The sequence below is a fragment of the Leisingera sp. F5 genome (assembly GCF_001593695.1).
Genome location: NZ_LUKH01000003.1, coordinates 18786 through 43569, shown reverse-complemented (window position 1 = coordinate 43569; position 24784 = coordinate 18786). Strand labels below are relative to the sequence as shown.

General features: G+C 60.7%; 21 protein-coding genes. 7 read left to right on the top strand and 14 right to left on the bottom strand.

Going from position 1 to position 24784, the window contains the following annotated elements; translation table 11 throughout:
- Positions 1-2 precede the first annotated feature (2 nt).
- From A2I95_RS02705 to A2I95_RS02685, 5 genes are all read right to left on the bottom strand, one after another.
- Positions 3-569: a TRAP transporter small permease gene (locus A2I95_RS02705; protein ID WP_291727549.1), complete on the bottom strand. Its 567-nt coding sequence runs from the start codon at positions 567-569 to the stop codon at positions 3-5.
- A gap of 69 nt (positions 570-638) precedes the next feature.
- Positions 639-1655 (bottom strand): TRAP transporter substrate-binding protein DctP, encoded by a 1017-nt coding sequence (gene dctP, locus A2I95_RS02700; RefSeq protein WP_291727547.1) that lies wholly within the window; start codon positions 1653-1655, stop codon positions 639-641.
- A 95-nt stretch (positions 1656-1750) separates the two neighbouring features.
- Complete coding sequence (locus tag A2I95_RS02695) at positions 1751-3115, bottom strand: PLP-dependent aminotransferase family protein (protein ID WP_291727545.1); 1365 nt, start codon at positions 3113-3115, stop codon at positions 1751-1753.
- Between the two features lie 234 nt (positions 3116-3349).
- Positions 3350-4447, bottom strand: coding sequence for a DegT/DnrJ/EryC1/StrS aminotransferase family protein (locus A2I95_RS02690; protein ID WP_291727543.1), 1098 nt, complete (start codon positions 4445-4447; stop codon positions 3350-3352).
- Positions 4444-4896: an FdtA/QdtA family cupin domain-containing protein gene (locus A2I95_RS02685; RefSeq protein WP_291727541.1), complete on the bottom strand. Its 453-nt coding sequence runs from the start codon at positions 4894-4896 to the stop codon at positions 4444-4446. The genes A2I95_RS02690 and A2I95_RS02685 overlap by 4 nt, the downstream gene beginning before the upstream one ends.
- 260 nt (positions 4897-5156) lie before the next feature.
- Between A2I95_RS02685 and A2I95_RS02680 the strand changes: the two genes are divergently transcribed.
- Together A2I95_RS02680 and A2I95_RS02675 are read left to right on the top strand one after the other, a co-directional pair.
- Positions 5157-5750, top strand: a complete 594-nt coding sequence (locus A2I95_RS02680) for a GNAT family N-acetyltransferase (RefSeq protein WP_291727538.1) — start codon at positions 5157-5159, stop codon at positions 5748-5750.
- 322 nt (positions 5751-6072) lie between these two features.
- The gene (locus A2I95_RS02675; protein ID WP_367150642.1) at positions 6073-7083 is read left to right on the top strand and encodes a glycosyltransferase family 2 protein; all 1011 of its coding nucleotides are present in this window, start codon (positions 6073-6075) and stop codon (positions 7081-7083) included.
- 36 nt (positions 7084-7119) lie between these two features.
- On the opposite strand, the gene A2I95_RS02670 is transcribed toward A2I95_RS02675, so the two are convergent.
- From A2I95_RS02670 to pcaQ, 5 genes are all read right to left on the bottom strand, one after another.
- Complete coding sequence (locus A2I95_RS02670) at positions 7120-9765, bottom strand: methyl-accepting chemotaxis protein (protein ID WP_291727536.1); 2646 nt, start codon at positions 9763-9765, stop codon at positions 7120-7122.
- Between the two features lie 244 nt (positions 9766-10009).
- Positions 10010-10468, bottom strand: a complete 459-nt coding sequence (locus A2I95_RS02665) for a hypothetical protein (protein ID WP_291727535.1) — start codon at positions 10466-10468, stop codon at positions 10010-10012.
- 153 nt (positions 10469-10621) lie between these two features.
- Positions 10622-12280 carry a transcriptional regulator gene (locus A2I95_RS02660; RefSeq protein WP_291727533.1) on the bottom strand — a complete coding sequence of 553 codons (1659 nt, stop codon included), beginning with the start codon at positions 12278-12280 and terminating at the stop codon, positions 10622-10624.
- A 367-nt stretch (positions 12281-12647) separates the two neighbouring features.
- Positions 12648-13559, bottom strand: a complete 912-nt coding sequence (locus tag A2I95_RS02655; RefSeq protein ID WP_291727530.1) for an MBL fold metallo-hydrolase — start codon at positions 13557-13559, stop codon at positions 12648-12650.
- 128 nt (positions 13560-13687) lie between these two features.
- On the bottom strand, positions 13688-14614 hold the full coding sequence (pcaQ, locus tag A2I95_RS02650) for a pca operon transcription factor PcaQ (protein ID WP_291727528.1): 927 nt from the start codon (positions 14612-14614) through the stop codon (positions 13688-13690).
- An 88-nt stretch (positions 14615-14702) separates the two neighbouring features.
- On the opposite strand from pcaQ, the gene pcaC reads away from it, so the two are divergent.
- From pcaC to A2I95_RS02630, 4 genes are all read left to right on the top strand, one after another.
- Positions 14703-15101, top strand: coding sequence for a 4-carboxymuconolactone decarboxylase (pcaC, locus tag A2I95_RS02645; protein ID WP_291727526.1), 399 nt, complete (start codon positions 14703-14705; stop codon positions 15099-15101).
- Entirely contained in the window at positions 15098-15835 is a 738-nt protein-coding gene (pcaH, locus tag A2I95_RS02640) for a protocatechuate 3,4-dioxygenase subunit beta (protein WP_291727523.1), read from the top strand. Before pcaC ends, pcaH begins: the two co-directional genes overlap by 4 nt.
- A 61-nt stretch (positions 15836-15896) precedes the next feature.
- Complete coding sequence (gene pcaG / locus A2I95_RS02635; protein ID WP_291727521.1) at positions 15897-16517, top strand: protocatechuate 3,4-dioxygenase subunit alpha; 621 nt, start codon at positions 15897-15899, stop codon at positions 16515-16517.
- A gap of 12 nt (positions 16518-16529) precedes the next feature.
- Positions 16530-17360, top strand: a complete 831-nt coding sequence (locus tag A2I95_RS02630; protein ID WP_291727519.1) for a 3-keto-5-aminohexanoate cleavage protein — start codon at positions 16530-16532, stop codon at positions 17358-17360.
- Between the two features lie 104 nt (positions 17361-17464).
- Here A2I95_RS02630 and cueR read toward each other — a convergent pair whose 3' ends face one another.
- Positions 17465-17854 carry a Cu(I)-responsive transcriptional regulator gene (gene cueR, locus A2I95_RS02625; RefSeq protein WP_291727517.1) on the bottom strand — a complete coding sequence of 130 codons (390 nt, stop codon included), beginning with the start codon at positions 17852-17854 and terminating at the stop codon, positions 17465-17467.
- Positions 17851-20358 (bottom strand): heavy metal translocating P-type ATPase, encoded by a 2508-nt coding sequence (locus tag A2I95_RS02620; protein WP_291727515.1) that lies wholly within the window; start codon positions 20356-20358, stop codon positions 17851-17853. The genes cueR and A2I95_RS02620 overlap by 4 nt, the downstream gene beginning before the upstream one ends.
- 357 nt (positions 20359-20715) lie before the next feature.
- Here A2I95_RS02620 and A2I95_RS02615 point away from each other — a divergent pair, with 357 nt between their 5' ends.
- Entirely contained in the window at positions 20716-21828 is a 1113-nt protein-coding gene (locus tag A2I95_RS02615; RefSeq protein ID WP_027257862.1) for an S-(hydroxymethyl)glutathione dehydrogenase/class III alcohol dehydrogenase, read from the top strand.
- Between the two features lie 113 nt (positions 21829-21941).
- Here A2I95_RS02615 and A2I95_RS02610 read toward each other — a convergent pair whose 3' ends face one another.
- Both A2I95_RS02610 and A2I95_RS02605 read right to left on the bottom strand, forming a co-directional pair.
- Positions 21942-23456 (bottom strand): SpoVR family protein, encoded by a 1515-nt coding sequence (locus tag A2I95_RS02610; RefSeq protein WP_291727513.1) that lies wholly within the window; start codon positions 23454-23456, stop codon positions 21942-21944.
- Positions 23443-24780, bottom strand: a complete 1338-nt coding sequence (locus tag A2I95_RS02605) for a YeaH/YhbH family protein (protein WP_291727510.1) — start codon at positions 24778-24780, stop codon at positions 23443-23445. Before A2I95_RS02605 ends, A2I95_RS02610 begins: the two co-directional genes overlap by 14 nt.
- Positions 24781-24784: the final 4 nt, after the last annotated feature.

The following is a 24784-nucleotide window of genomic DNA, read 5'->3' as shown; positions in this document are numbered from 1 at the left end:
CCTCAGATTTCGATTTCTTCCGTGCTCTCGTATCCCTCTTGCACATGGGTCGAGAGATAGATGCCGGGGGACGTCAGATTACGCACGGCGGTCAGCAGGTATTGGGCACCGGTCATGAAGAACCCCGCTGGCACCCAGACCAGAATGATCCAGACCGGGATCTGCAATGCGGGCAGCACCCGCCCGCGCGATGCCTGCGAACCGATGTATTTCACCGCATAGAAACACAGCAAAAACATAAATCCGGCGGTGACCACGGAAATCACCACCACCATTACCTTGCGCAGATGCGGCGGCAGCAAGTCATAGATCGCCGACATCCGGATGTGGCGGGCGTTGCGCGCGGCATAGCTGATGCCGGCAAAGGTGATCAGGATGATCAGGATCCGGTTCAGCTCTTCGGTAAAGAAGATGGAATTGCCCAGAACAAACCGCCCCACCACATTGGCCACGGTATTGGCGGCCATCAGCAGAACGCCCGCCGCTAGCAGGAATGATTCAATTCGGCTGATGGCGCTGTCGATCACACCCAGAAACCCGGGCAGCGCTGACTCGTGTGACTGTTGCATTCCTTCCTCCCCGGGCCCGGATGCTGCTGAGCAGGCAGGACCCGCTCAGCACTGTTTACAGGACAGGCGTCAGTTGGCGGTGGCCGCCAGGTCTGCCTTCAACTGCTCCAGGATCGCAGCGCCGCTGTCGCCGGTCATCTCGATGAACTTGGCCTCGACCTCAGCCGCTGCTGTCTTGAAGCAGCTGCGCTGATCGTCGTTCAGCACAGTCACCTGCATTTCCGGTTTGGCTTCCATGATCTTGGCCAGCTCACTCTCGGCAGCCTGCTGCTGGTAAACCACGGTGTGGTCATAGGCGGCCTGCGCCGCGTTCTGCACAACCTGCTGCTCCTCGGCGCTGAGGCCGTCATAGAAGTCCTTGTTCGCCATCACAGCAGTGGTGAAGTTGTTGTGGCCGGCATAGGTGATGTAGTCGGTAACCTCATAGATCTTGGTCGAGTACAGGAAGAACGTCGGGTTCTCCTGCCCCTGGATCACATTGGTCTGCAGCCCGCCGTAAACCTCACCCCACGGCAGCGGTGTCGGGGTAGCGCCAAAGGCCTTGTAGCTTTCGACCAGAAGCGGGTTGGTCATCACCCGGAACTTCACCTCGTCCAGATCGGCACAGGTGGTGACTGGCGTCTTGGTGGTCATCGCCACTTCGCCTTCGGGGAACATGTTCAACAGTTCCAGCCCCTGCTCGGCATAGAGCGGCTTGAACATGCCGTTGATCGCCTTGCTCTCCTTGTAAAAGCGCGCCAGGTGATCCTGATCGGTTGGCAGCAGGTAGGGCACAAAAAACACCTGCGCCTCGGGAATCAGCGAGCCGGTAAAGCCCGGCGACTGGTCCACGAACTGCAGGATGCCGTCCTGGGTCTGCTCCATGATGTCGGCGGATTCGCCCAGCGTGCCATAGGGGAACAGCTGGATCTCGTGATCCGAGTTCGCCTCGATCTCTGCCTTGAATTTCTGCGCATAGACGCCCTGCACATCGGTCATCGCCTCCTCAAAGGCGTACCGCCAGGTGTCCGCCTGCGCCGCGCTGCCCGCCAAGGCAATCCCCGCCGCCGCCAGGGCGCCGAAGCTGAATGTGACTGTCTGAGCCATGATTTCCTCCCAAGTCTCGCCGGTGCCTGCGCACCGCTGCGACAGACTTGAGAGAAATTGTACTGCATGTCAATTTTTTTATTGTTGCAGGACAATTAGTATGTGAAGGGCGCAACCCCCTCCGGCGGGCGGCCCAGCATGCCGGCAATCAGCTCCAGCGCCTGCCGGAAGCGGTCCTGGTCCTGAATGCTGCCCAGCGAGATCCGCACCGCATTCTGCGGCGGGGTCCTGGGGGTCAGAAACGGCGCATCCGGCGCCACCGCCACCTTCAGCTCCTGCGCATAGGAGACAAAGCTGGCGGTGGTCCAGCCCTCGGTCAGCGGCAGCCACAGGTGCAGCGCCGACGGGTGGCCTTGCCAACGCCAACCCTGCAGCACGTCTTCGGCGATGGCATAGCGCTCCGCCAGCGCGCGCCGCTGCCACTGCGCCAGCTCCAGCGCGGTGCCGTCCTGCACCCAGCGGGTGGCCAGTTCGCACATCAAGGGCGTCGCCATCCAGCCGAACACGACAATCCGCCCGGTCAGCGCGGGCAACAGATGCTCCGGCGCTGCCATGTACCCGGCCCGCAGCCCCGAGACGGTGCATTTGGTAAAGGTCGTCAGGTAAATCGACCGCTCCGGCGCCAGCGCCGTCACCGGCACCGGGCGGTCTTCGGCCACCGGTCCGAAGGCATCGTTTTCGATGATGTGCAGATCGTGTTTGCGGGCGACCTCCACCAGTGCACGGCGGCGTTCCTCTGGCATCATGCCCGCTGTCGTGTTGGCCAAGGATGGAAGCAAAAACAAAATCTTAGGGCTGTTCTCCTGGCAAAAGCGCGCCAGCGCATCCGGAAGGATGCCATCCGCATCCACATCAATCCCTGCAAGGTTCAAGCCCAGATAAGAACAACCCGAAACCAGCAAGTGATGTGTAACCTTGTCTGACACCACCGTGTCGCCTGGCCGGGTCAGCGCCGACAGCGCCGCAGACATTCCGTGACTGACCCCATTGGTCATGATGATCCGCTCCGGCGGCACTTCCAAACCGCAGTGCCGCAACCACTGCGCCCCGGCGGCGCGGTGGGCGTCATGACCGATATTCGGGCGGCAGGATAAGTAGTAGCTCGGGTCCAACCCCTCCGGCAGCTCCCTCAGCGCTTGCTCGAACCGCTCGGCGTGCTGCTGTGAAAATGCCGGGCGTGAAATCGACAGATCGAAACCGCCGCCGCGTTCAGAGCTCAGCTGAAACGGCTGATCGTTGGTCATGTCAGGATCCAGAACGTAGCTGCCCCGGCCGACCTGGCCATCAATCAACCTTTGCCGCCGCAAACTTTCGTATGCCTTGCTGACGGTGTGGACGCTCAGCCCGAGATCATCGGCCATTTTGCGGTGGGTCGGCAGCTGCGTCCCCTTCGGCAGCTTGCCGTCTGAGATTGCCTTTGCAATGGCCAGCGCAAGACTCGCATGCAGGGGGGAGGTCAAGGTGGAAGGATCAGGATGCCATATTGTCATGCGACATTTTACAATTGGCGGCCCCGGCTTCGCAATACAATTTCCACACTACAGGCTTCCAAAACGCCGGCATTGATCCAACTGCAGGCTTTGCACTGGTCAAATTCAGCCGCCTGTTGATGCAATGACCAGCCGCCTCACCCCTGGACAAAGCACACTTGCAGGTTCAAAGGACCGGGCGTCAGAAATACCGGTGTGCGCCGGTCACGCCAGTTTCAGCACCTGTTCGATTACATATTCGGTTTGCGCGTCAGTCTGAGCAGGCCCGATCGGCAGGCTGATCACCTGCGCAGCCAACATCTCCGAAACTGGGAACGCCCCCTTGCCATAGCCAAGCCCGGCATAGGCGTTCTGCAGATGCGGCGGCTTGGGGTAGTGGATGACGGTGCCGACTCCTGCAGCTTCCAGCCGCGCGCGGAAAGCATCCCGGTCCGGATGGCGCACCACAAAGAGGTGCCAGACCGGGTCCGCCCATTGCGGCACCGCAGGCAGCACCAGACCGGCCCCAGACAGCGCCTCCAGGTAGCGCGCCGCAATCGCCTGGCGGCGGGCGTTCCAATCATCAAGCACTTGCAATTTCACCTGCAACGCCGCCGCTTGAATCGGATCCAGGCGGCTGTTCTGGCCGGCCAGCTCATGTTCGTATTTAACTGCCGAGCCATAGTTCCGCAGCATAGAGACCCGCTCTGCCAGCTCCGGCGAGGTCGTGGTGAACCCGCCGCCATCCCCCAGCGCCCCCAGATTTTTGCCTGGGTAAAAGCTCCAGCAGGCGGCCTCGCCGAAGCTGCCGATCCTCCGGCCCTTGTATCCGGCGCCATGCGCCTGGGCCGCGTCTTCGAGCAGGTGCAGCCCGTGGCGGTCCGCCAGCTGCAGCAGCGGGTCCATATCCGCTGGCTGGCCATAGAGATGAACCGGAATGATTGCCTTGGTTCGGGGCGTGATGGCGGTAGCCACTGCATCCGGGTCGATATTGTGAGTGGCTTCCAGCGGTTCCACCGGGACAATGGCTGCACCGCAAAAGCTGACTGCCAGCCAAGTCGCGATATAGGTGTTCGCAGGCACGATCACTTCATCGCCCGGGCCGATCCCCATCGCCTTGAGCGCCAAAATCAGCGCGTCCAAGCCATTGCCAGTGCCCAGACAATGCGGCGCACCGGTATAGCGGGCGAAATCCGCCTCAAACGCCTCCACTTCGGGGCCTAGAATAAAGTAGCCAGAACGCGCCACCCGCAGCACGGCTGCCTCCAGCTGATCCTGAATTTCAGCGTGAGCGCCTGCGATGTCGAGGAAGGGAACCTTCATACCGCACCTGCGGCGGCTTTGAATTCATCATAGTCGCGGATGTAGTCCGCTTCGTCGTACACTTCCGAAGTCAGCACCATACAGACCGCCCCGGAGGAAAAGTTATCCAGGTAGCGCCACATCATCGGGCAGACATACAGCCCGTAGTATGAGCGGTTCAGGTGGAAACGCTTAGTCTCGAAACCGTCGTCCAGCAGGATGTCGAAACTGCCCGACATGCAGATAATGAACTGATGCAGCGCCTTATGCGCATGCTCGCCGCGGTCGGCCCCGCCCGGCACATCGTAGAGGTAGTATACCCGCTTGATATCAAAGGGGATATGATTGCCGCCCTCGACAAAAGTCAGGTTGCCCCGCACGTCAGTGATTTTGGGCAAGTCAATGATTTTGCAGTCAGTCAGAGGCACAGAAACCGCCTTCGCATTTGAATGTCCCTTGTGTATATGCATATCTGAACCGGACCAGCAAGCAGCGCCGGCCGCCAGGGCCGCCTCAATCAAGGACAGAGACCCTCCCATGAGCAAAAAGCTACTGATCATCGGTGCGGGTGAAATGCAGCAGCGTCGTTAAAGACTTCGCCACGGCCTGGAGCCAGCTTCGATCCAGCGCTTAGTTTTGCGACCCGACCCGAGAAACACAGTGAAAACAGCTTTGCCACACTCATGCAGACACGTGACAACTGGTCAAAATTTTGAAGGGCGATCGGTTTATGCAGATTGATAGAGTTTTGAGTTCTCCAGCACTTGACCAGAGTTATCAGTCACACCTGAGACTGGTTAAACCATCGGACGCTGCATTTATTTGCCAACTTCGAGCTGACCCTGCCTTAAACAGGCATCTCAGCCCGTCTTCCAGTGTTGTGTTAGATCAGGCTGAATGGATCACACACTACAAGGACAGAGAACGGCGCGGAGAAGAATACTACTTCGTTATATCCTGCAAAGAAGTGGATTATGGCGTTGTTCGTGTTTATGATTTCCACGACAACCCCCGTTCGTTTTCTTGGGGAAGCTGGATAATCAAACCCGCACGCCCAGCTGGCCTTGTCACTTTTTCAGCGGTAATGGTCTATGAAATAGGCTTCGAAACTCTAGGATTCGAACAAGCCCATTTTGATGTTAGAAAGGGCAATAGCAAAGTTCTCAACTTCCATCTGCGGTCTGGTGCTGTCGAGACAGGGGAAACAGAACAAAACCGGCTTTTTGTTTTCCCAAGAATATCTTGGCCTGGATTTCGGCAAGCAAGCTCCAGCCAGATCAAAGAGCATCGCACTCGTAGAGCGGCCTCAACGGAAGCGTGGTGAAACTCCATTTTCCGTCCGGAGAGCCCCAAAGATTGTGCATCGCAACCAAACCCGGCGGAAACAGCCCAAAGGCCGGAACAGGCACTAATACGCCTATCGGCACCTTATCCAGGTTCCCTCCAAACGCTGCAAGTCAAGCCGGGTAATTACCAGAAAAAGTTATCATTTTTCTGATCGCGCTTCGTCGTCGGAAATTTACCATGACGCGGCGAGACCCGGCCTTTCTGTTCCACCTTATGCACTACGGCAGTTCGGACGGAATCCGATGTTCACCGTGCACGACAAAGTATATTAGAAACAAGGTCGGCAGTTCCCCTGACATGTGCGGACTGCTTCCCGGTCTGCGCCGAAGCGGAAAGACAAGAGATGCGTCGCCCGCAAAACTAGAGGATTACAAGTGTCACAAACACCCGCCGCCACTTTCATCCTGCTGTCCTATTGCCAGGAGGATACGATCACCGAGGCCGTTGAGTCCTTGCTGGAGCAGAATTGCGAGCCGATCGAAATTATCATTTCTGATGACGCCTCGACTGATGGGACTTTTGACAAGATCCAAGAGCTGACAAACAGCTATCGGGGCCCGCATTCTCTCAAAGCCCGGCGCAATGATATGAACCTGGGCCTCAACCGCCACATTGAACTTGCAATTTCCCTCGCAAGTTCCGACCTGATGATCTGGGCCGCTGGTGACGACCGGAACGCCCCCGGCAGGATTCAAAAAATTGTCGATTGCCATCGGAAAACCGGTGCAAAACTAATATTTTCAGATGCGGAAACGGTTGGACCTCAGGGTGGCCCTGGCGGAAACGCCTACAAACGCGCTCTTTTTTACAAAAATTTCAACACGCTCGATGCAGCAACGTCTTTTTCTTTGTTCCTGGGCGCGACAGCGGCCTGGCACAAAGATTTATACCGTAAGTATGGCGGTCTTCCCGAGGACAGCGCCTATGAGGATCTCATTCTCGGCTTCCGCGCCCTGCTGGAGGACGGCCTGCACTACATTCCCGAGAAGCTGGTGATCTACAAGGAAGACGTCGGCATCTCAGCCCAGCTGACCAAGAAGATCAGCACTCTGACCAATCAGGAGCGCCGGACACGGATGCTGAAAGGCCAACTGGCCGTCTTGGAGCAGCGCCTTGCGGATGCCAGAACGTTTGGCCTGGCGGAAAATTCACCGGTTGTCAGGAAGATGACACAAGCTGCCGGCAAGATCCGCGCCCGGTTGGATTTCTATGACGGTATCGGCGCCGTGCTGGCCAGCGGGCACTATGGCTGGGGGGCAAAGCTGCAGGGCATCGCCAGCGAAGGCATGCGCAGGCTGCGCAACAGGTAACGCGGCAGGCCAAAATGCCGGCCAGTCCGCAAGTTGTCAGGCTTGCAGCCTCCAGGGATCTTCCTGTTCCAGACCGCCTGAAGCCGCCTCGGAATCTGCATTTGTCCTGAAGGCGCCGATGGCTCCGGCCATGGCCTGCGCTTCTTTGGACAGGCCCAGGCTTGAGGAGGTGACCTCCTCGAACAGGGCAGCATTGCGGGTGGTGGCATCGTCAAGATTGGACATTGCCGAATTGATCTCCTGCAGGCTGCCGGATTGCTCGGAAGAGGCCTGGGAAATAGTCTTCATCAGATCCGCTGCGCTGTCGACAGAGGCGGAGATTTCGCCAATTGCCGTGCGGGTCTGTTCAACCAGATCGGCACCAAGTTCGACATTCTGGCCGGCCTCATCCACCAGAGCCGAAATTTCAGTCGCAGCTTCTTTCGACCGGTGCGCCAAGGTCCGCACTTCCGAGGCCACCACCGCAAAGCCCTTGCCAACAGTGCCAGCGCGTGCGGCCTCAACCCCGGCATTCAGCGCCAATAGGTTGGTCTGCTGGGCAATCGCCTCGATCATGCCGATGATCCGTGAGATTTTCTCGGAGCTTTCCTTGATTGCTTCCATTGCGCCGTACGTTCGCTTCACCACCTCAATGCTGGCGCTGGCATTCTCGCGGGCCGCTTCAACAGAGGCTGACGCCTCCCCCGAGGCCTGGGCGGTGCCGGTAATGGAAACCGAGAGCTGGTTCACGGCGGCAGCCGTGCCTGCCAGCGTCTGCGCAGTACGCTCCGAGCGCTCGGACAGATCGCGGGAGGCCGAGGAGATTTCGGTGCTGCCGCCAGCAATCGACTGGCCGCTTGTGCTGAGGCTGCTGACGGATGCCTCCAGCTTCACCAGCGCCGCATTGAAATCATCACGCAGCTTCGTATAGCCCTCGCCCATTTCCCCGTGGATCCGGGCTGTCAGATCGCCTTGCGACAGCTGCTCCAGCCCTTCGCCAATGGCCGCCACCGCCGCAGTCTGCTCTGCCAGGCGGGCGTCACGTTCCGCATCCGCTGCGGCCTCAACTTCTGCCTTCTCCACCAGCCCGTCGCGAAACACCGACAGCGCGGTGGCAATCCGGAAGATTTCGTCGCTCGACCGGTCGTACCCCGTTACAGGACGCAAGTTGCCTGCAGCCAGCCGCTCGGTTGTGCCGCTGATATCAGCCAGAGGGCGCAGGATAAGGATCCGCGTCAGAACCAGAGACGCCAGGAACACAGCTGCGGCCACAGCCGCCAGGATCTGCAGCTGTTGCTGCGCCGCCTTCACATCACCCGCAAGCCCCCCCGCTATGGACGCGATCTCCAGCCGGCTTTCGGCCCCCAGACTGGTTGCGTGATGTGCAAATTCCAGCACCGCATCCACAGTTGCCTGCGACGCCGCAGCAGCCGCAGCCGTAGCCTCCAGCGACGCCACCTTGAAGACCGGCAATCCCTCGGACGGATCGGCAAGGCCAACCAAGTCCTTAAGCTCCTGCGCAAAGACCCCATTATTGAAACCGGCATACCCCTGCAGCGCCTTGGCAGCTTCCTGAAGCGGGGCAGCAGCAGCATCGGCAGCATCAATATCATGCGCAGCCGCCACATCCAGCGCCGCCACCTGGAAGGCGCTGATCCAGCCGTTGATCTCCAGCAGCTGCTGCAGCACGCCAACCTGGTTGTCCAGCAACCCCTGGATCGCCATCCGGTTATCGGAGCTGGCCTGGGTTGCCGCAACAGACAGGGTGAACACCATGCGTTCCATCGCCTGGGTCAGCGGGCGGACGCTGGCGTTGCGGGCGCTCAGAACTTCCTTGCGGCTGTCCTTCAGCTCCTTGCGGCTTGCGGTGAGGGTATAGCGGAACAGTTCCACACCGGCGCGGACCTTCTTGGCCCTGAATGCATCCAGGCCAAGCTCCTCAAGCCGCCCCATGACCGGTTCCAGCCGACTCAAAGCGTCATTGGCCATCTTTTTGAGCGCCCGCTTGGTCGGCACGTCGCGCACATGGCCCAGCGCCAGAGCCGCACCGGACAAAATGCTGATATCGGCGCGGGCCTCCAGCAGCGTTTGCAGGCTGCCGAACTGTTGCTCCACCAGGTTTTTGAGCACCTCGTCGACCTGGCCGATTGTGTCCTCGCCGCCTGCCATCAAACTGTCGCTGGCCTCCGATGCGACCTGCACCAGCTTTTCCTGCACTGTTTGGCTAAGTGTCTGCAAGCTGGCGGTCTGAGAGTCGATCCAGGCCTGGTTGCGAAAGGCGCCGTTGCGGGCCGCGATCAGATTGTTGAGCATTTCCGAGGCCGCGTCAGCCTCCGGCCTAAACATGGCCCGCTCTGCCGCAGGCAGTTCTGCCAGGCTGCTTTCAAGATGCGCAATAGCTGCAGCCGCTTCGCTTTCGGCCTGGGCCAGCCCATCAACTGATCCAGCTTGCAAGACTGCGATCATAGCATCCTTTGTCCGGCTTCCCGCTTTGACAAGGCGGCCGCTCAGCTCCAGCCGGGGCACTTTCTGTTCGGTCAAAACCTCCATCTGGCGGCCGGTCTGAGAAAAGACCAGAGTAACCAGAACACCGCCAACTGCTAAAGCAGCCCCCATTGCCATCAGGATCAGCGTGATTTTTGCGCCAATGCTGGAAACCAAACGGAAACCGCGCTTGGCGGGAAGTTTTTTCTTTGCAGTCATTATATCACCCAAGGCATCCGCCCATATTCCGTGCCAAGACCGGACAAGCTTCCGGCCTCGCCGCCGTCATCGGCAGGCCAGGCATTCAATGGTGCAGGACCGCTGCCGTACAGCTGCCCGCGTCTCCCATACAAAAGGGCCGCAAGAACGTAAAAAAAGCATGAGCGGCAATCGGGAAATCTGTTGGATTTTAGCGACTGACCATAACCGAAGCCTGCTGCAAAGGCCGTTTCACCTTTACCGGTCAGGTCTCTCCGGAAAGACGGCGCACCGCATGCAGGGGCAAATTTGTGGCTTCGGTGACAGGCCGATAACCGGATAGCGGATCAAAGATATGCCGGATCTGCCCGCCTTCGCGGCAAGTGGTCAGCAGAACCGGACGGCCATTCACCTGCTCGCCGGACACAGTAACCGGCAAAGTGCCTGTCAGCCAGCCGCCGTAACTGACGGTCCCGCTGCCGCTGCGGATGACAATCTCAAAGTAATCCAGCGCAGCCATTCTGAAGATCAGATCCGGCACTTCGCTCGGCCCGCCGCCCAGATGCTCGACCGTCAAGTCGGCACCGATAAGATTTTGCACCGAATAACCCCAGCGGTGCATGAAATCCTCAACAACATCCAGGATCTCTTGTGTCCGCTCTTCGGGCTGCACACCCGGGCCGTATTCCGAAAACCGGCGTTCAAAAGACAGGTTCTCCGGCACGCCGCCTCCTAGACCTTGGTTCAGGGCCAAACTGCCCGATTTGCTGCTGGTTCCGCTAAAGCCTAGCACGCACAGCCGCTTCCCGCACAAACGATATTTTCGGAATACAGGTTACACTGCGTCACCGTGGCTTTTGCAAAATTGCTTGACCGGCTATTCCGGCACGCCCGCCTGCCGCAAAGCAGAAGCCCACTCCTGTCCTGCCGGGCTCATCGCTGCAGGATTGTCACGCTGAAACTGCGACAGGCAGAATTCCGGCGCCGCCTCAAGCAGCCTTTGGACTGTGCTGCGGGCTTCAGCACCCCGACCGGACATTTGCAGGGCGATCGCCTTGGAACGCAACGGCACCGGGAAGGCTCCCTTGGCTTCCAGCGACCGTTCAGAAAGTTCAATCGCACGGCCAAAGTTGCGGGCAGACAAATACGCCAGCGCCGAGAGCGCATCAAAATAGTACCGCTGCGGTCCCAGAGGCGTCAGCCGCCGGGCCGCGTCAGTCATTTGCACTGCTTCATCCGGCATATCCTGATAGGCCAGTGTCGCCCCTTTCAGCAGCAGCGCCAACGCCTCGTTCGGATTGTCGCGCAGCGCCAGGTCATAGGCGTCCTGGGCCAGATCGAAGCGGAACGTCAGATGGCTGGAGATAAGCCCCTTGAGCGTATGAGCCAACGAGAAGCCCGGCGCAGCTTCGATCGCGGCCTCTGCCATCCGGCTGGCCAGGCGGCTGTCCTCTCCACGGTTCGGAGACAATCCCTTTTCAACCCGCATCACATGCCAAAATCCCATCCAAGTCAGCGGCAGCACATGCTTTGGCTCCCGTTCAAGCAGATGCGACAGGATTTCATGTGCTTGCTGGAATTTGCGCGCGTCCATTTCCTGCATCAGAGAAATCGCCGCCATCAACAGGGTATGGCTTTCCAGGGTGGGCAGCGGCTTGAAACCCGCCAGCCGGACAGCTTCGCCCGCGGCGGTCTGTCCGATTTGCTGCGTTGCATTGCGCAGCACGGCACTGCGGCCCTCCATCAGGCTGCCTTTGCTGCCCTCGAAACTGCGCGACCAGATCACTTTTTCGCGGACGGCATCATGCAGATCGATCTCAACCCGGAACCGGTTGCCGTCGCAGCTGACGGTGCCCGACACCAAGTAATCAACGCCCGCGACAGAAGACACTTCGGCTGGACGCACTGTTTCCGGATCAAACTGGCGCGATGCCAGGTATGAGGTGACTGAAAACGCCCAACTGCGCGACAAGTACCGTGACAATTCTTCAGACATCAGCGATCCCAGCGGCACAACCGCGTCGCCCGGGGCACGATGCACAAAGGGCAGCACCGCAATGGAAGGCAGCAGCCCATCCAGGATAACACGGCCTGGCGATGCTCCTGCCTGCGGCCCAGACCGGGCAGCACCACGGGCAAACTCTGCCCGGGCTTCGCTCAGCCAAGTGTTAAAAGCGGTCTCATGAGGCAGTTCAAACCCTTCCATGAAATTCGCATTGCCCGCGCAACTGTCCAACTCCACCCGGGTCAGGTCGAGGATAACCCGCTCCCGGTTTGCATACAGCAGCTTGGCCGCTTCGGGGCCCAGATGCCGGCGCAACGTCGACAAGGCTGTCCGCAGGCTTGCCTTTGCCTGTTCGGGCTGCGCCAGGCACCACAGTGTCTTCTCCAGAAACGCCCGCGTGCGGATCCCGCCGTCAGCCGAGGACAAAAGCGCCAGCAGCGCCTGATGTTTCGCCCCAAGCTGAACATTGGCTCCATCCGCGTGAAAGACGCCAAACGCGCCAAACCGGCATATCTTTAGGAAGACAGTCATCCGTTAACCCCACAATAATCCGTGTCGCACTTGAAATTAAAGTAACGTTACATTGCATTACGGCAATATGTTTTGCAATTACCGATTGCATTTTTTCTCAATTCACTTCAAAAGCAACACCTGACAACCATCAGGTGCGTCTGAGGGTTAACACTATAGCCCAAACGACATGGCACGGTAAGCTGACTGTTTGGAGCAACCTGATTTAATGAAACAATGCAGATCCTTTGCAACAACCATGGCCTGATCTGCTAAGAAGAGCAGCCGCACACGCAAAAACTGTAATTCACTATCCAAGCGGAACAGCGGGGCTGTCTGCCAGAATCGAAAATCAAGCCTTCGGCTTGTGTTGCCTTGATATCCGCCCCTAAACCGCTGGCACGAAGCGGTAGCCGCTGCCCATGCGCTCTGCCCGCCCGATACCGCCGCCGGGCAGATGATAGCCGATCAACTGCATTTGTTCGGCGGCAAGCCGGTCCAGCAAACGCATACGTGCCGCAGCAGCCGTTTGCGGCTCCTGGTCGGCACCAACCAGCCTGGCAGGGTCAGCAAAGCTCACATGATGATTACCCACTGCATCCCCTAGAACCAGGACACTGTCACTGCCATCCCGGACTTCAAATGACATATGCCCCGGCGTGTGGCCTGGCGTGGCATGAGCTGCGACTCCAGGCAGGATCTCCTCGCCGTCCCGGAAAAGCTGCACCTTGTCTTCCAGCCGCTCCATCCTGCGCCGGGCCCCAATGGCCATGCCCGTCCTGCTGCTGCCAATGCTGTCTGCAGTCTGCGGGTCGAACCAGTAATCCCATTCCCCCTGCCCCATCAGATAGGCCGCGCCAGGGAACAGCAGATCGTCAAAATCATCCAGCACCCCCCACAGGTGATCCGGATGGCAATGTGTAAAGACCACATGCGTCACCTGGTCAGGCGTGACGCCAAGAACATCCAGCGCGCCGGGCAGATTTCCTGCACTATCCTGAAACCCCGGCCCAGCGCCGGCATCGAACAGAACAACTCGGCCCTCTTCGCGCAGCAGGGTTACATTCACTTCCGGCGTCAGCGGCCCGGCTGCAAGCCCGTACTGTTTCAACGCTTGTTGCAAAGCGTCCGGCTCAAGCCCGTCAAACAGAAACTCCGGCGGCAAAGTGAGATACCCGTCTGAAACCGTCTCAATCCGCTTGTTGCCCAAAGTGATCCGCGCCGAAGCCCAGCCGGGGACAGCAGCAGCCGCCAGCCCCGCTGCAGCCGACAACCCAAATTCACGCCTGGTGAACGCCATACCGTTTCCTTTCCGTATCCCCGCGCAATCAAATGCACAAATATTGTTTGATGAATATTACTTCATGACGGCAGTAAGGGAAACACACGGCAATGCCGCAACCCGGCATGCCGGAGTACAGGCGGCTCCTAAGCCAGCCCCTGCGCGGTGCAGGCCCTGCGCAGGGCCGCACAAAACCGCTGGGCTGCAGCCGAAAGCTGATGCTCCCGCCGGACACACAGACCCACGGGGCCAAGAGTGCTGTCGGTATTCAAGGGCAGCGCTGCCATGCTGCCAGCCTCCAGCTCCGGCCGCACCACACCGTGGCTGATGATCCAAATCGCCTGATGCGCCAAGACAAAGCGCCGCCCAAATGTGGCGGAAACGGTTTCGATCGGGAACCGGGGCAGTGCCAATCCCTGCTCAAGAAACATCCGCTCGACCATCGGCCGGATTATCGATCCTTCAGACGGCATCAGCACCGGGTAATCCTCAAATGCTGAAGGCGGCACGTGCACGGCGCCGGCCAAAGGATGGTCCCGCGCGACAACGACGGCCACCCGCTCGCGGTACAGCGGGTCGAATGCCACGCCCGCCATGGCTTCCGGCGCAGGCATCCTGCCAACCACCACATCCAGCCCGCCCCGGCGCAGCTGGTCGATCAGGTACTGATTACCCCCGGACATCACCATGAACCGCCCCGGCGCGCCGCCGCCACGCAGCTGCGCCAGCGTGTCTGGGACCAGATCGGCGCCGACGGTGGGCAGTGCGCCAATGGCAACCAGCGGTCCGTCTGCCTCGTCCAGGCCGCGCAACAGCGCCACCCCGTCACGAGCCAGCGCCAGGCTGCGCCCGGCATGATCCCGGAACAGCTCGCCATACCCGCTGAGCCGAATACCCCGGCCATGCTTTTCAACCAGCGGCTTGCCGCAAACGTCCTCCAGTTCGCGCAGCGCCCGTGTCACCGCAGGCTGGGTCATACCCAAGGCCCCGGCGGCCTGGGTGACGCTCATCTTGCGGGCCACTTCGACGAACACCTCAAGATGGCGCAGTTTCAATGAAGACGATAGCCGCATACCGGTCCGGTTATGATTTCATGTGTCATTCAAGATTATACAGATCATCCCCGGCATGCGATACTTTATCCAGCACGGGGAGACCAGGATGACGCAGAAAGACCGGTACAGCCAAGGCATGCAGATCAGGCGCAAAGTGCTTGGCGACGCCCACGTAGAGCGCGCAGAGACTGCCAAAACAGCGCTGGACGCCCCCTTTCAGGAACTGATCACCGAAGCTGCCTGGGGCACGGTCTGGGCCTCTGACCGGATTTCACTGCGGGAACGGTCCATGCTGACACTGGCGCTGCTGGCTGCCACTGGGAATTTCGACGAAATTCCGATGCACATCCGCGCCACCGTCCGCACCGGTGCCAGCCAGGAGGACGTGATTGAAGCCTTCCAGCATGCCGCCATCTATGCCGGAGTGCCACGTGCAAACCGTGCGCTGAAGCTGGCCAAGGAAACCTATGCCGAAATGGCCGCTGAGGAAGGGAGAACCGCATGAGCACACCGCCGGAACAAGGGGAGTTCTACCAGCGCGACCGCCGCTGGCACCCGCCAGCGCTGTCGCAAGATTACAAGACCTCGGTCACCCGTTCGCCGCAACTTCCGCTGATCAGCCTGGAGAACACCGCCAGCGAGATCACCGGCCCGGTGTTCGGCCACAGCGACATCGCCGCCGCCGACAATGACCTGCTGACCAACTTTACCCAACCCGGAGAAAGCCCCATCGGCGAGCGGATTATCGTGCATGGCCGGGTGCTGGATGAAAACGCACGTCCCGTGCCGAATACGCTGGTGGAAATCTGGCAGGCCAATGCCTCTGGCCGCTACCGGCACAAGAAGGACAGCTACCTGGGCGCGCTGGACCCGAATTTCGGCGGTTGCGGGCGGACGCTGACGGATGAAAACGGCTGCTATAATTTCCGTACCGTGAAACCCGGCGCCTACCCCTGGCGCAATTGGGTGAACGACTGGCGGCCCGCGCATATCCACGTCTCGGTCTTCGGCACCGGTTTTGCCCAGCGGCTGATCACCCAGCTCTACTTCGAGGGCGACCCGCTGATTGCCCGCTGCCCGATCGTGAACACCATCCCGGACCGGGAAGCGGTGGAGATGCTGATTGCCCGGCTCGACATGAACGCGACCATTCCGCTGGACACCATCGCCTACCGCTTTGACATCGTGCTGCGCGGGCGGCGGTCCACGCTGTTTGAAAACCGGCTGGAGGGGAACTGAAGCATTTCCAGGAAAAGTGGGAACCGGTTTTCCGGTTCGGAAATGCGGCAAGGAGAATGTTATGCGCCAAAAGCTTGGATACCTGAAGGAAACCCCCTCGCAGACCGCCGGCCCTTATGTCCACATAGGCCTCGCCCCCGGTGCAGCAGGGTTTGAGATTTACGATCAAGAGCTTGGCTGGGACATTGCCGGCCCCAACGCCAAGGGCGAGCGCATCCGGGTTGAGGGCGTGGTGATCGACGGCACCGGCTCGCCGGTCAAGGACGTGCTGCTGGAGGCCTGGCAGGCCAATGCGGATGGTATCTATGCCCACCCGGAACATGTCGGCACTGTGGATGAGGGTTTCCGCGGCTGGGGCCGGGTCATTAGCGATTTCGAGACTGGAGAATGGGGATTTGACACCGTGAAACCCGGCCCGGTGATGGGCCGCAACGGCCAAAAAATGGCGCCGCACATCTCCTTGTGGATCGTAGCCCGCGGCATCAATACGGGGCTGAATACCCGGATTTATTTCGAGGATGAGGGTGAAGCCAATGCTACCGACCCAATATTGAATGTGATAGAATGGGAGCGCCGCCGGACCACCCTGATCGCCAAGCGCCGCGAACGCGGAAACAAGCCCGTCTACCGTTTCAACATCCGCCTGCAAGGTGAGGACGAAACCGTGTTTTTCGACATCTGAAGGGGATCAATCATGAGCAAACCCTGCATCATCTGCGTCGCCATCACCGGCTCGGTCCCGACCAAGGCCAACAACCCGGCGGTACCCGTCACCATCGAAGAACAGATCGAAAGCACACAAGAAGCCTTTGAGGCCGGTGCGTCGATTGCCCATTGCCATGTGCGCAACGACGACCAGACACCGACCTCGGACCCGGAAAGGTTCGCGCGGCTGATGGAGGGACTGCAGAAACATTGCCCCGGCATGATCGTGCAGCTGTCGACCGGCGGCCGCTCCGGCGCAGGGCACGAGCGCGGCGGCATGCTGCCGTTGCGCCCCGACATGGCGTCGCTCTCAGTCGGCTCCAACAACTTCCCCACCCGGGTCTATGAAAATTCTCCCGATTTGGTGGACTGGCTGGCCTCTGAGATGCGCGCTTACGACGTGAAGCCCGAGATCGAGGCCTTTGACTTGTCGCATATCCACCAGGCGGTGGAGATGAACCGCGAGGGCCGCATTCCCGGCACCCTCTATGTGCAATTCGTGATGGGGGTGAAGAACGCGATGCCCGTGGATAAGGACGTGTTCGACTATTACGTCAAAACCATGCAGCGGCTGGCGCCGGAAGCCCAGTGGTGCGGCGCCGGAGTCGGGCCAGGGCAGATCCTGGTCAACGAATGGTCGATCGCTGCGGGCGGTCACACCCGGACCGGGCTGGAGGACAACATGCGGCTGGACCGCGCAACACTAGCCCCCTCCAACGCGGCGCTGGTGAAGCGCGCGGCAGAGCTTTGCGAAAAATACGAACGCCCCGTCGCCACCTGGCAGCAGGCCCGGGAAATCCTGGAGCTGCGCCCCGCCTGAGGATGCCCGCTTCGGGCCGTAAGGCCCGAAGCCAGGCCCAAGCCCGCCAGGCAGCCCGTCAGGGCAGCCGCGGCGCGGGAGCTCCCCCGCCCCATACGGCACGCTCATTCTTCTCCTGACAAATCCTTCAGGATCGGGCAATCCGGGCGGTTGTCGCCTGCGCAGCCTTTGACCAGTTCGCCCAGCGTGTCGCGCATCGCTTGCAGATCGGCGATCTTCTCCTCGATCTTGCCCAGATGCTCCAGCGCCAGCTGCTTCACGTCAGCACTGGCGCGGCTTTCATCCTCGTAAAGCGCCATCAGCGTACGGCAGTCCTCGATGGTAAAGCCTAGCGCCCGGGCGCGGCCCAGAAAGGCCAGCTTGTGCAGATCGGTCTCGGCAAAGCAGCGGTAGCCGTTGGCGCTGCGGTGCGGCTTGATGAGGCCGATGTCCTCGTAATAGCGGATGGTCTTGGCGGGCAGGCCTGAACGGCTGGATACGTCCCCGATGTTCATGCGCGTGCCTCCTGCTTGGTGTCTGCCTTGGGTGCCGGTGCGGCCTGACCCTCATCTATGGCCGGTTTCAGGCGGCGCAAGCGCAGCGCGTTCGACAGCACAAAGACACTCGACAGCGCCATGGCACCCGCCGCCAATGCCGGCGACAGAAGCGGCCCGCCGAATGGGTACATCACACCTGCCGCCACCGGCACCAGCAGCACGTTATAGCCAAAGGCCCAGCCCAGGTTCTGGCGGATGTTGCGCATGGTGGCGCGGCTGACGGTCAGCGCATTCACCACCCCGCGCAAATCGCCCGAAACCAGCACCACATCCGCCGCTTCAATCGCGACATCGGTACCGGTGCCGATGGCAATACCCGCATCCGCTGCTGCCAGCGCCGGGGCATCGTTGATGCCATCCCCGACAAAAGCCAGCGTGCCGTGCTCCGCCTGCAGCTCCTGCAGCGCCTTAACCTTGTCCGCGGGCAGGCATTCGGCCTTTACCGCATCAATGCCCAGCCGCGCGGCAATTGCCTGCGCCGTGGCCGCCGCATCACCGGTGATCATGGCGACCTTCAGGCCCTGATCGTGAAACGCCCTGATCGCAGCAGGAGTGCCCGGCTTGATCGGGTCCGCCACCGCAATCACTGCCGCAAGCTGACCGTCAATGGCGGCATAAAGCGGCGTTTCTCCACGTTCGGCCAAGCGCGCGCCTTCTGCCTCCAGCGCGCCAAGCGCAATGCCTTCGCGCGCCATCAGCCGGGCTGCACCTGCCAGTACCACGCGCCCCTCGACCTCTGCCCGCAGGCCATAGCCTGGAACAGCCTCAAAGGCGTCTGCCTTAGGCAATCCCTTGCCCGCCGCCGCCGTGATGGCGCGGGCAATGGGGTGTTCGGACTGCGCCTCCGCCGCGCCGGTCAGGCGCAGCACCTCGCCGCGGGTGAAGCCCTCAGCGCAGATCAGCCCGGTCAGCGCCGGGCGCCCCTCGGTCAAAGTGCCGGTCTTGTCGAGCGCCACAACGCGCACGTCCTGCAACCGCTGCAGCGCGTCGCCCTTGCGGAACAGAACCCCCATCTGCGCGGCGCGGCCAATGCCCACCATGATCGAGGTCGGTGTGGCCAGCCCCATAGCGCAGGGGCAGGCGATAATCAGCACCGAGACACCGGCCACCAAGGCCAGCGGCAACGCCGGCGCCGGGCCGAAAACAGACCAGGCCAGCACGGTCAGCGCCGCAACCGCAATGACTGCGGGCACGAACCACAGGGTGATCCGGTCGACCAGTCCCTGCACCGGCAGCTTGGCGCCCTGAGCCTGCTCCACCATGCGGATGATCTGCGCCAGCACGGTGTCGCGCCCGACGCGGGTCGCGTGGAATTCCAGCGCCGCGTTGCCATTGATGGTGCCTGCCGTCACCTCATCGCCGCGGGACTTGGCAACCGGCACCGGCTCGCCGGAAATCATGCTTTCATCCACGTAGGAATTGCCGGAGGTGATCTTACCATCCACCGCGATCCGCTCGCCCGGGCGGACCCGGATCAGGTCGCCGGTGCCGATCTCTTCCACCGGGATCTCATTGGCATCGCCGGCTGAGACCACCATTGCGGTCTTTGGCTGCAACCCCGCCAGCTTGCGGATCGCGGCACCGGTGCGGCCCTTGGCGCGGGCTTCCAGAAAGCGTCCCGTGAGGATCAGCACCACGATGACCGCCGCAGCCTCATAATAGACATTGGCCGTGCCCGCAGGCAGCAGCCGCGGCGCGAAGGTGGAGATCACCGAGAATCCATAGGCCGCGGAGGTGCCCAGAGCCACCAGCGCGTTCATGTCGGGGGCGCCCCGGAACAACGCCGGGAACCCTTTGGTGTAGAACTGCCGCCCCGGACCCGCCAGCACCAGGGTGGTGAGGACGAATTGCAGCAAGTAGCTGTTCTGCATGCCGATATTTACCATGACCCAATGGTGCAGCGCCGGGATCATGTGGCTGCCCATCTCGATCAGGAACACCGGCAGCGTCAGCAGCGCGGCGATCAGCACCTGGCGGCCAAGTGCGGAAATCTCATCTGCCTTGCGCTGGCTGACCTGTTCTGCCTCATCCTCCGCCGCGCCGCTGAGACGGGCCGGATAGCCGGCTTCTGTCACCGTGCGGGCGAGATCGGCGGCGCGGGCCATGCCGGTCAAGTAACTGACCTGGGCCGTCTCATTCGCCAGGTTCACGCTGGCCGATAGCACCCCCGGCACCGCCAGCAGCGCCCGTTCCACCCGGCCCGCGCAGGACGCGCAGCTCATGCCGCTGAGCACCAGGGAAGCTTGCGCCTCTGCCGCCGGATAACCCGCAGAGGCCAAGGCGCCGGTCAGATCCGTCAGCGCCACATCTGCAGCGGCCTCTAACTGGCCGGTGCAATTGGCGAGGTTCACGGAGGCCGATTGAACCCCCTTGACCGCAGCCAGCGCGCGCTCTGCCCGCCCGGCACAGCCTGCACAGCTGAGGCCGGTGATATGCAAGGAAATTTGGATCGTGTCTGACATTCGGAGTCCCGCCGGTTCTGGTCCTTTGACAAGGGATATGAGGGTTCCAGTCAGGGGAAGGTCAAGGGGCGGCGGCCATATTCCTTCCCATACCTAGAATCTTCCTAGCAAGTTGCTGGAAACCAGCAGTTTTTCATCACACAGGAATGGCGCGGACCGTTGGCCGGCTGTCGCATTCAGGGCAAAGCCCGGCACCCTGCACCTGATAGGATGCTGAGGCAATGCTTGCGTGCGCCGGCCTGCAAATGTAACGCTGGGTCATTCCGGCCCGCGGTCCTGCCGCTGGCTGCGCATTCACCCGGACCCGCCACACGGCGGCCCGGCCCCGGAGAATATGGACGAAGGACCAGTCACATGATCAAGACCCGCGCCGCCGTTGCGGTTGCCCCCGGCAAACCGCTGGAAATCATGGAAGTGAACCTCGAAGGCCCGAAAGCGGGCGAGGTTCTGGTGGAAATCAAGGCAACCGGCCTGTGCCACACCGACGAATTCACCCGTTCGGGCGACGACCCCGAAGGCATCTTTCCGGCGATCCTGGGCCATGAGGGCGCAGGCGTTGTGATTGAGGTCGGCGAAGGCGTCACCAGCCTGAAGCCCGGTGATCACGTGATCCCGCTGTACACACCCGAGTGCCGCGAGTGCGACTATTGCCTCAACCCGAAAACCAACCTGTGCCAAGCGATCCGCTCGACCCAGGGCGCGGGCCTCTTGCCCGACGGCACCACCCGGTTCTCGATGCAGGACGGCACCCCGATCCACCACTACATGGGCTGCTCGACCTTTGCGAACCACACCGTGGTTCCGGAAATCGCACTGGCGAAAATCCGTGAGGACGCGCCCTTCGACAAGGTCTGCTACATCGGCTGCGGCGTCACCACCGGCATCGGCGCAGTGATCAACACCGCCAAGGTGGAAATCGGCTCGCGCGCCATCGTGTTCGGCCTCGGCGGCATTGGGCTCAACGTGATCCAGGGCCTGCGCCTGGCCGGTGCGGACCAGATCGTCGGTGTCGATTTGAACCCCGGCAAGGTCGAGATGGCCACCAAGTTCGGCATGACGGATTTCGTCAACCCGGCTGAGGTCGAGGGCGACTTGGTGGCGCATCTGGTCGAGGTGACCGGCGGCGGTGCCGATTACACCTTTGACGCGACCGGCAACGTGAACGTGATGCGCACCGCATTGGAAGCGGCGCACAAGGGCTGGGGTGAATCGATCATCATCGGCGTGGCGCCCGCCGGGGCCGAGATTTCCACCCGCCCGTTCCAACTGGTCACCGGCCGGTCCTGGCGCGGCACCGCCTTCGGCGGCGCGAGCGGTAGAACCGACGTCCCCAAGATCGTCGACTGGTACATGGACGGCAAGATCGAGATCGACCCGATGATCACACACAAGCTGACCCTGGATCAGATCAATGAAGGCTTCGAGCTGATGCACGAGGGCAAATCCATCCGCGCAGTCGTGGAATTCTAATCCCTTTCCGGGATCGCAAACAGCAAAACGCAGGCCCCTGGGCCTGCGTTTTCAATTCTGCGGCCAGGCAGAAAGACTGCCGTCAATATGCGGATCCAGCCCTGTGAAGAGTGTCAGTTTTCGAAGGCGGTCTCCACCGCATCCAAACTGACATCGTACCCCCAAAGGCGGCGCAGGTGCTTCAGCACCTCTTCCTGATCCTCCTCATCCAAATGGATGCCGTCGCGAACAGTGTGGGTCAGCTTCAATTCCCGGTCACCGCGCAAATCCGCGTCTGTCACCTGAATATCCGGCTCCAGGTAAGCCAGGTCATACTGTTTTGCCAAATCGCGGCGGATCGCCTTGTAACCCGCCCGGTTGTGAATCTGGCTCACGACCAGATTGGGCAGATCGGCGTCATTGGTCAGCGTGAACAGCTTGAATTTCCGGATCAGATGCGGCGACAGGAACTGCTGGATAAAGCTTTCATCGCGGTAGTTCGCCCATGCATCGCGCATCACTTTCCGCCAGTCGGGATCACCGGCAAAATCGGGGAACCATTCGCGGTCCTCATCGGTCGGGTCCTGACAGATGCGGCGGATATCCTGCATCATCGCAAACCCCAACGCATAAGGATTGAGGCCGGAGAAGCGCGGATCGTCAAATTCCGGCTGCAGCACCACATTGGTGTGGCTGTGCATCATCTCCATATAGGCGCCTTCGGTGATCTGGCCCTGCTCATAAAGCTTGTTAATGATGTAATAGTGCACGAAGGTCGCGCAGCCCTCGTTCATCACTTTGGTCTGTTTCTGCGGATAGAGATACTGCGCCAGCATCCGAACGATGCGCAAAAGCTCGCACTGCCAGGCCTCCAGCACCGGGCTGTGCTTTTCCAGAAAATAAAGCACATTCTCCTGCGGCAGGTTCATCTGCTTACGGCGCGCACTGAAATCGGCATCCTCAACCAGTTCCAGCTTGTCCCGGCCCAGGGTTGTATCCGTCCAGATATCCAGCACGCTCTGGCCGCTTTCATAGCCTTCGCGCACCTTCTGCATGGCCACCAGTTCCTCGGTGGTCGGCTTGGGCGGGCGCCCGTAGCGGAACACGCCTTGGGACTGCAGCGCGTGGGCCGCATCCAGAACCTCTTCGACTGCGCAAGGGCCATACCGTTCTTCGCAAGCGGCGATGTAATTCTTGGCAAAGGCCAAGTAATCATGAATACCCGCGGCATCAGTCCACTGCTGGAACAAATAGTTGTTCTTGAAGAAATGGTTATGCCCAAAGGCCGCATGCGCCATCACCAGCGTCTGCATCGCCATGGTGTTTTCTTCCATGTTATAGCTGATGCAGGGATTGGAATTGATAACGATTTCATAGGCCAGACCCTGACGGCCGGTGCGGTACAGCGCCTCGTCGCGGGCGAAATGCTTGCCGAAGGACCAATGCTGATACATCAGCGGCAGGCCGACACAGGAATAGGCATCCAGCATCTGCTCGGCCGAAATAATTTCGATCTGATTGGGATAAACATCCAGCCCAAGGTCGCCCAGCGCGATCTCCTCGATCGCGTCGCGCGCTGTTTCCATCAGTTCAAAAGTCCACTCCGGCCCGTCGAACAGCGGCTTGCGCGCCTTTTCAGCTGCCTGCATTCTGCGCCCCTTTCACCTTGGGGAGGAAGAACTCCCGGAAAATCGGATAGATGTGGCCGGGCTGCGAGACCCGCTGCATTTCGAAATGCTGCGCCTGGCCCTTCACGTCACGGTAGTTCTGCCACAGGTCTTCGCCCGCTTCAGGATTGTTCAGCAGCATTTCCGCCGCCTCATCGACGATTTCCACATAGGCATAAAACTGGCTGACCGGCAGCAGATCGTTCAGCAGCAGGTTTTTGCAGCGCACCGAGTCATTGCCGAAGTTTTCACCATCCGAGGCCTGCGCCCCATAGATGTTCCATTCATCCGGCGGGTAGCGTTCCTCGATGATCTCCTTCATCTTCTCCAGCGCGGTGGACACAATGGTGCCACCGGTTTCCCGGGCGTAGAAAAAGGTTTCCTCGTCGACTTCCTGGGCGTGGTGGGTGTGCCGCACGAACACCAGTTCGGTGTGTTCATAGCAGCGTTCCAGGAAGAGGTGCAGCAGCAGGAAGAACCGCTTGGCCAGATCCTTCTCCCGCTCCTGCATGGAGCCTGAGACATCCATCAGGCAGAATACCACCGCCCGGGAATTGCGGATCTTTTCCGGCACAAAGGTGTCGTACCGCAGATCCAGAGGGTCGATATAGCCGACGACCTTACGCTTGCGGAGGATGCCTTCGAGTTTCTTTTGCAATTCGGCCAGAAATGCCTCCTGCGGCGGGCTGCGTTCCTCCAGCGCTTCCAGTTCGGCGATCTGCTCTTCCAAATCCCGCTGCGACTTGGTGGTCGGACGCTGCAAGGCAATCCGGCGCCCCAGAGAGTTGCGCATGGTGCGCACCAGATTGAGGTTATTGGGCGTGCCCGCAGTGGTCAGGCCGGCCCGGCGGGTGCCGATGGTTTCGGTCTCCACCGTGGCCTTTTCCACAAGGTCCGGCAGCTCCAGCCCCTCAAACAGGATTTCGAGATATTCCTCCTGCGTGAGTGTGAAGGAAAACTCATCCGCACCATCGCCGTCCTCGGAGGCCTTGCGGCCGCCCTCGCCAGCACCGCCGTCCGGGCGCTTGATGGTGTCACCGACAACAAAATCCTTGTTGCCGGGCAGAACATGACGGCGCAGACCGCCCTTGGAGGAATGAAAAAACCGCGGCTCCTTCAGCCCTCTGGTCGGGATTGTGACCTTTTCGCCTTCGTCCGGGACACCGCTTCCGCTTTGGATCGATTTCCCCCGGACCGACTGGTCGACGCGTTCCTTAATATTCTCCCGGGCCCGCCGCAGGAACCGCTGGCGGTTCCCGAGGCTCTTGCCCTTCGGATTGGCGCGCCTGTCGATGAAATGATGCATATGC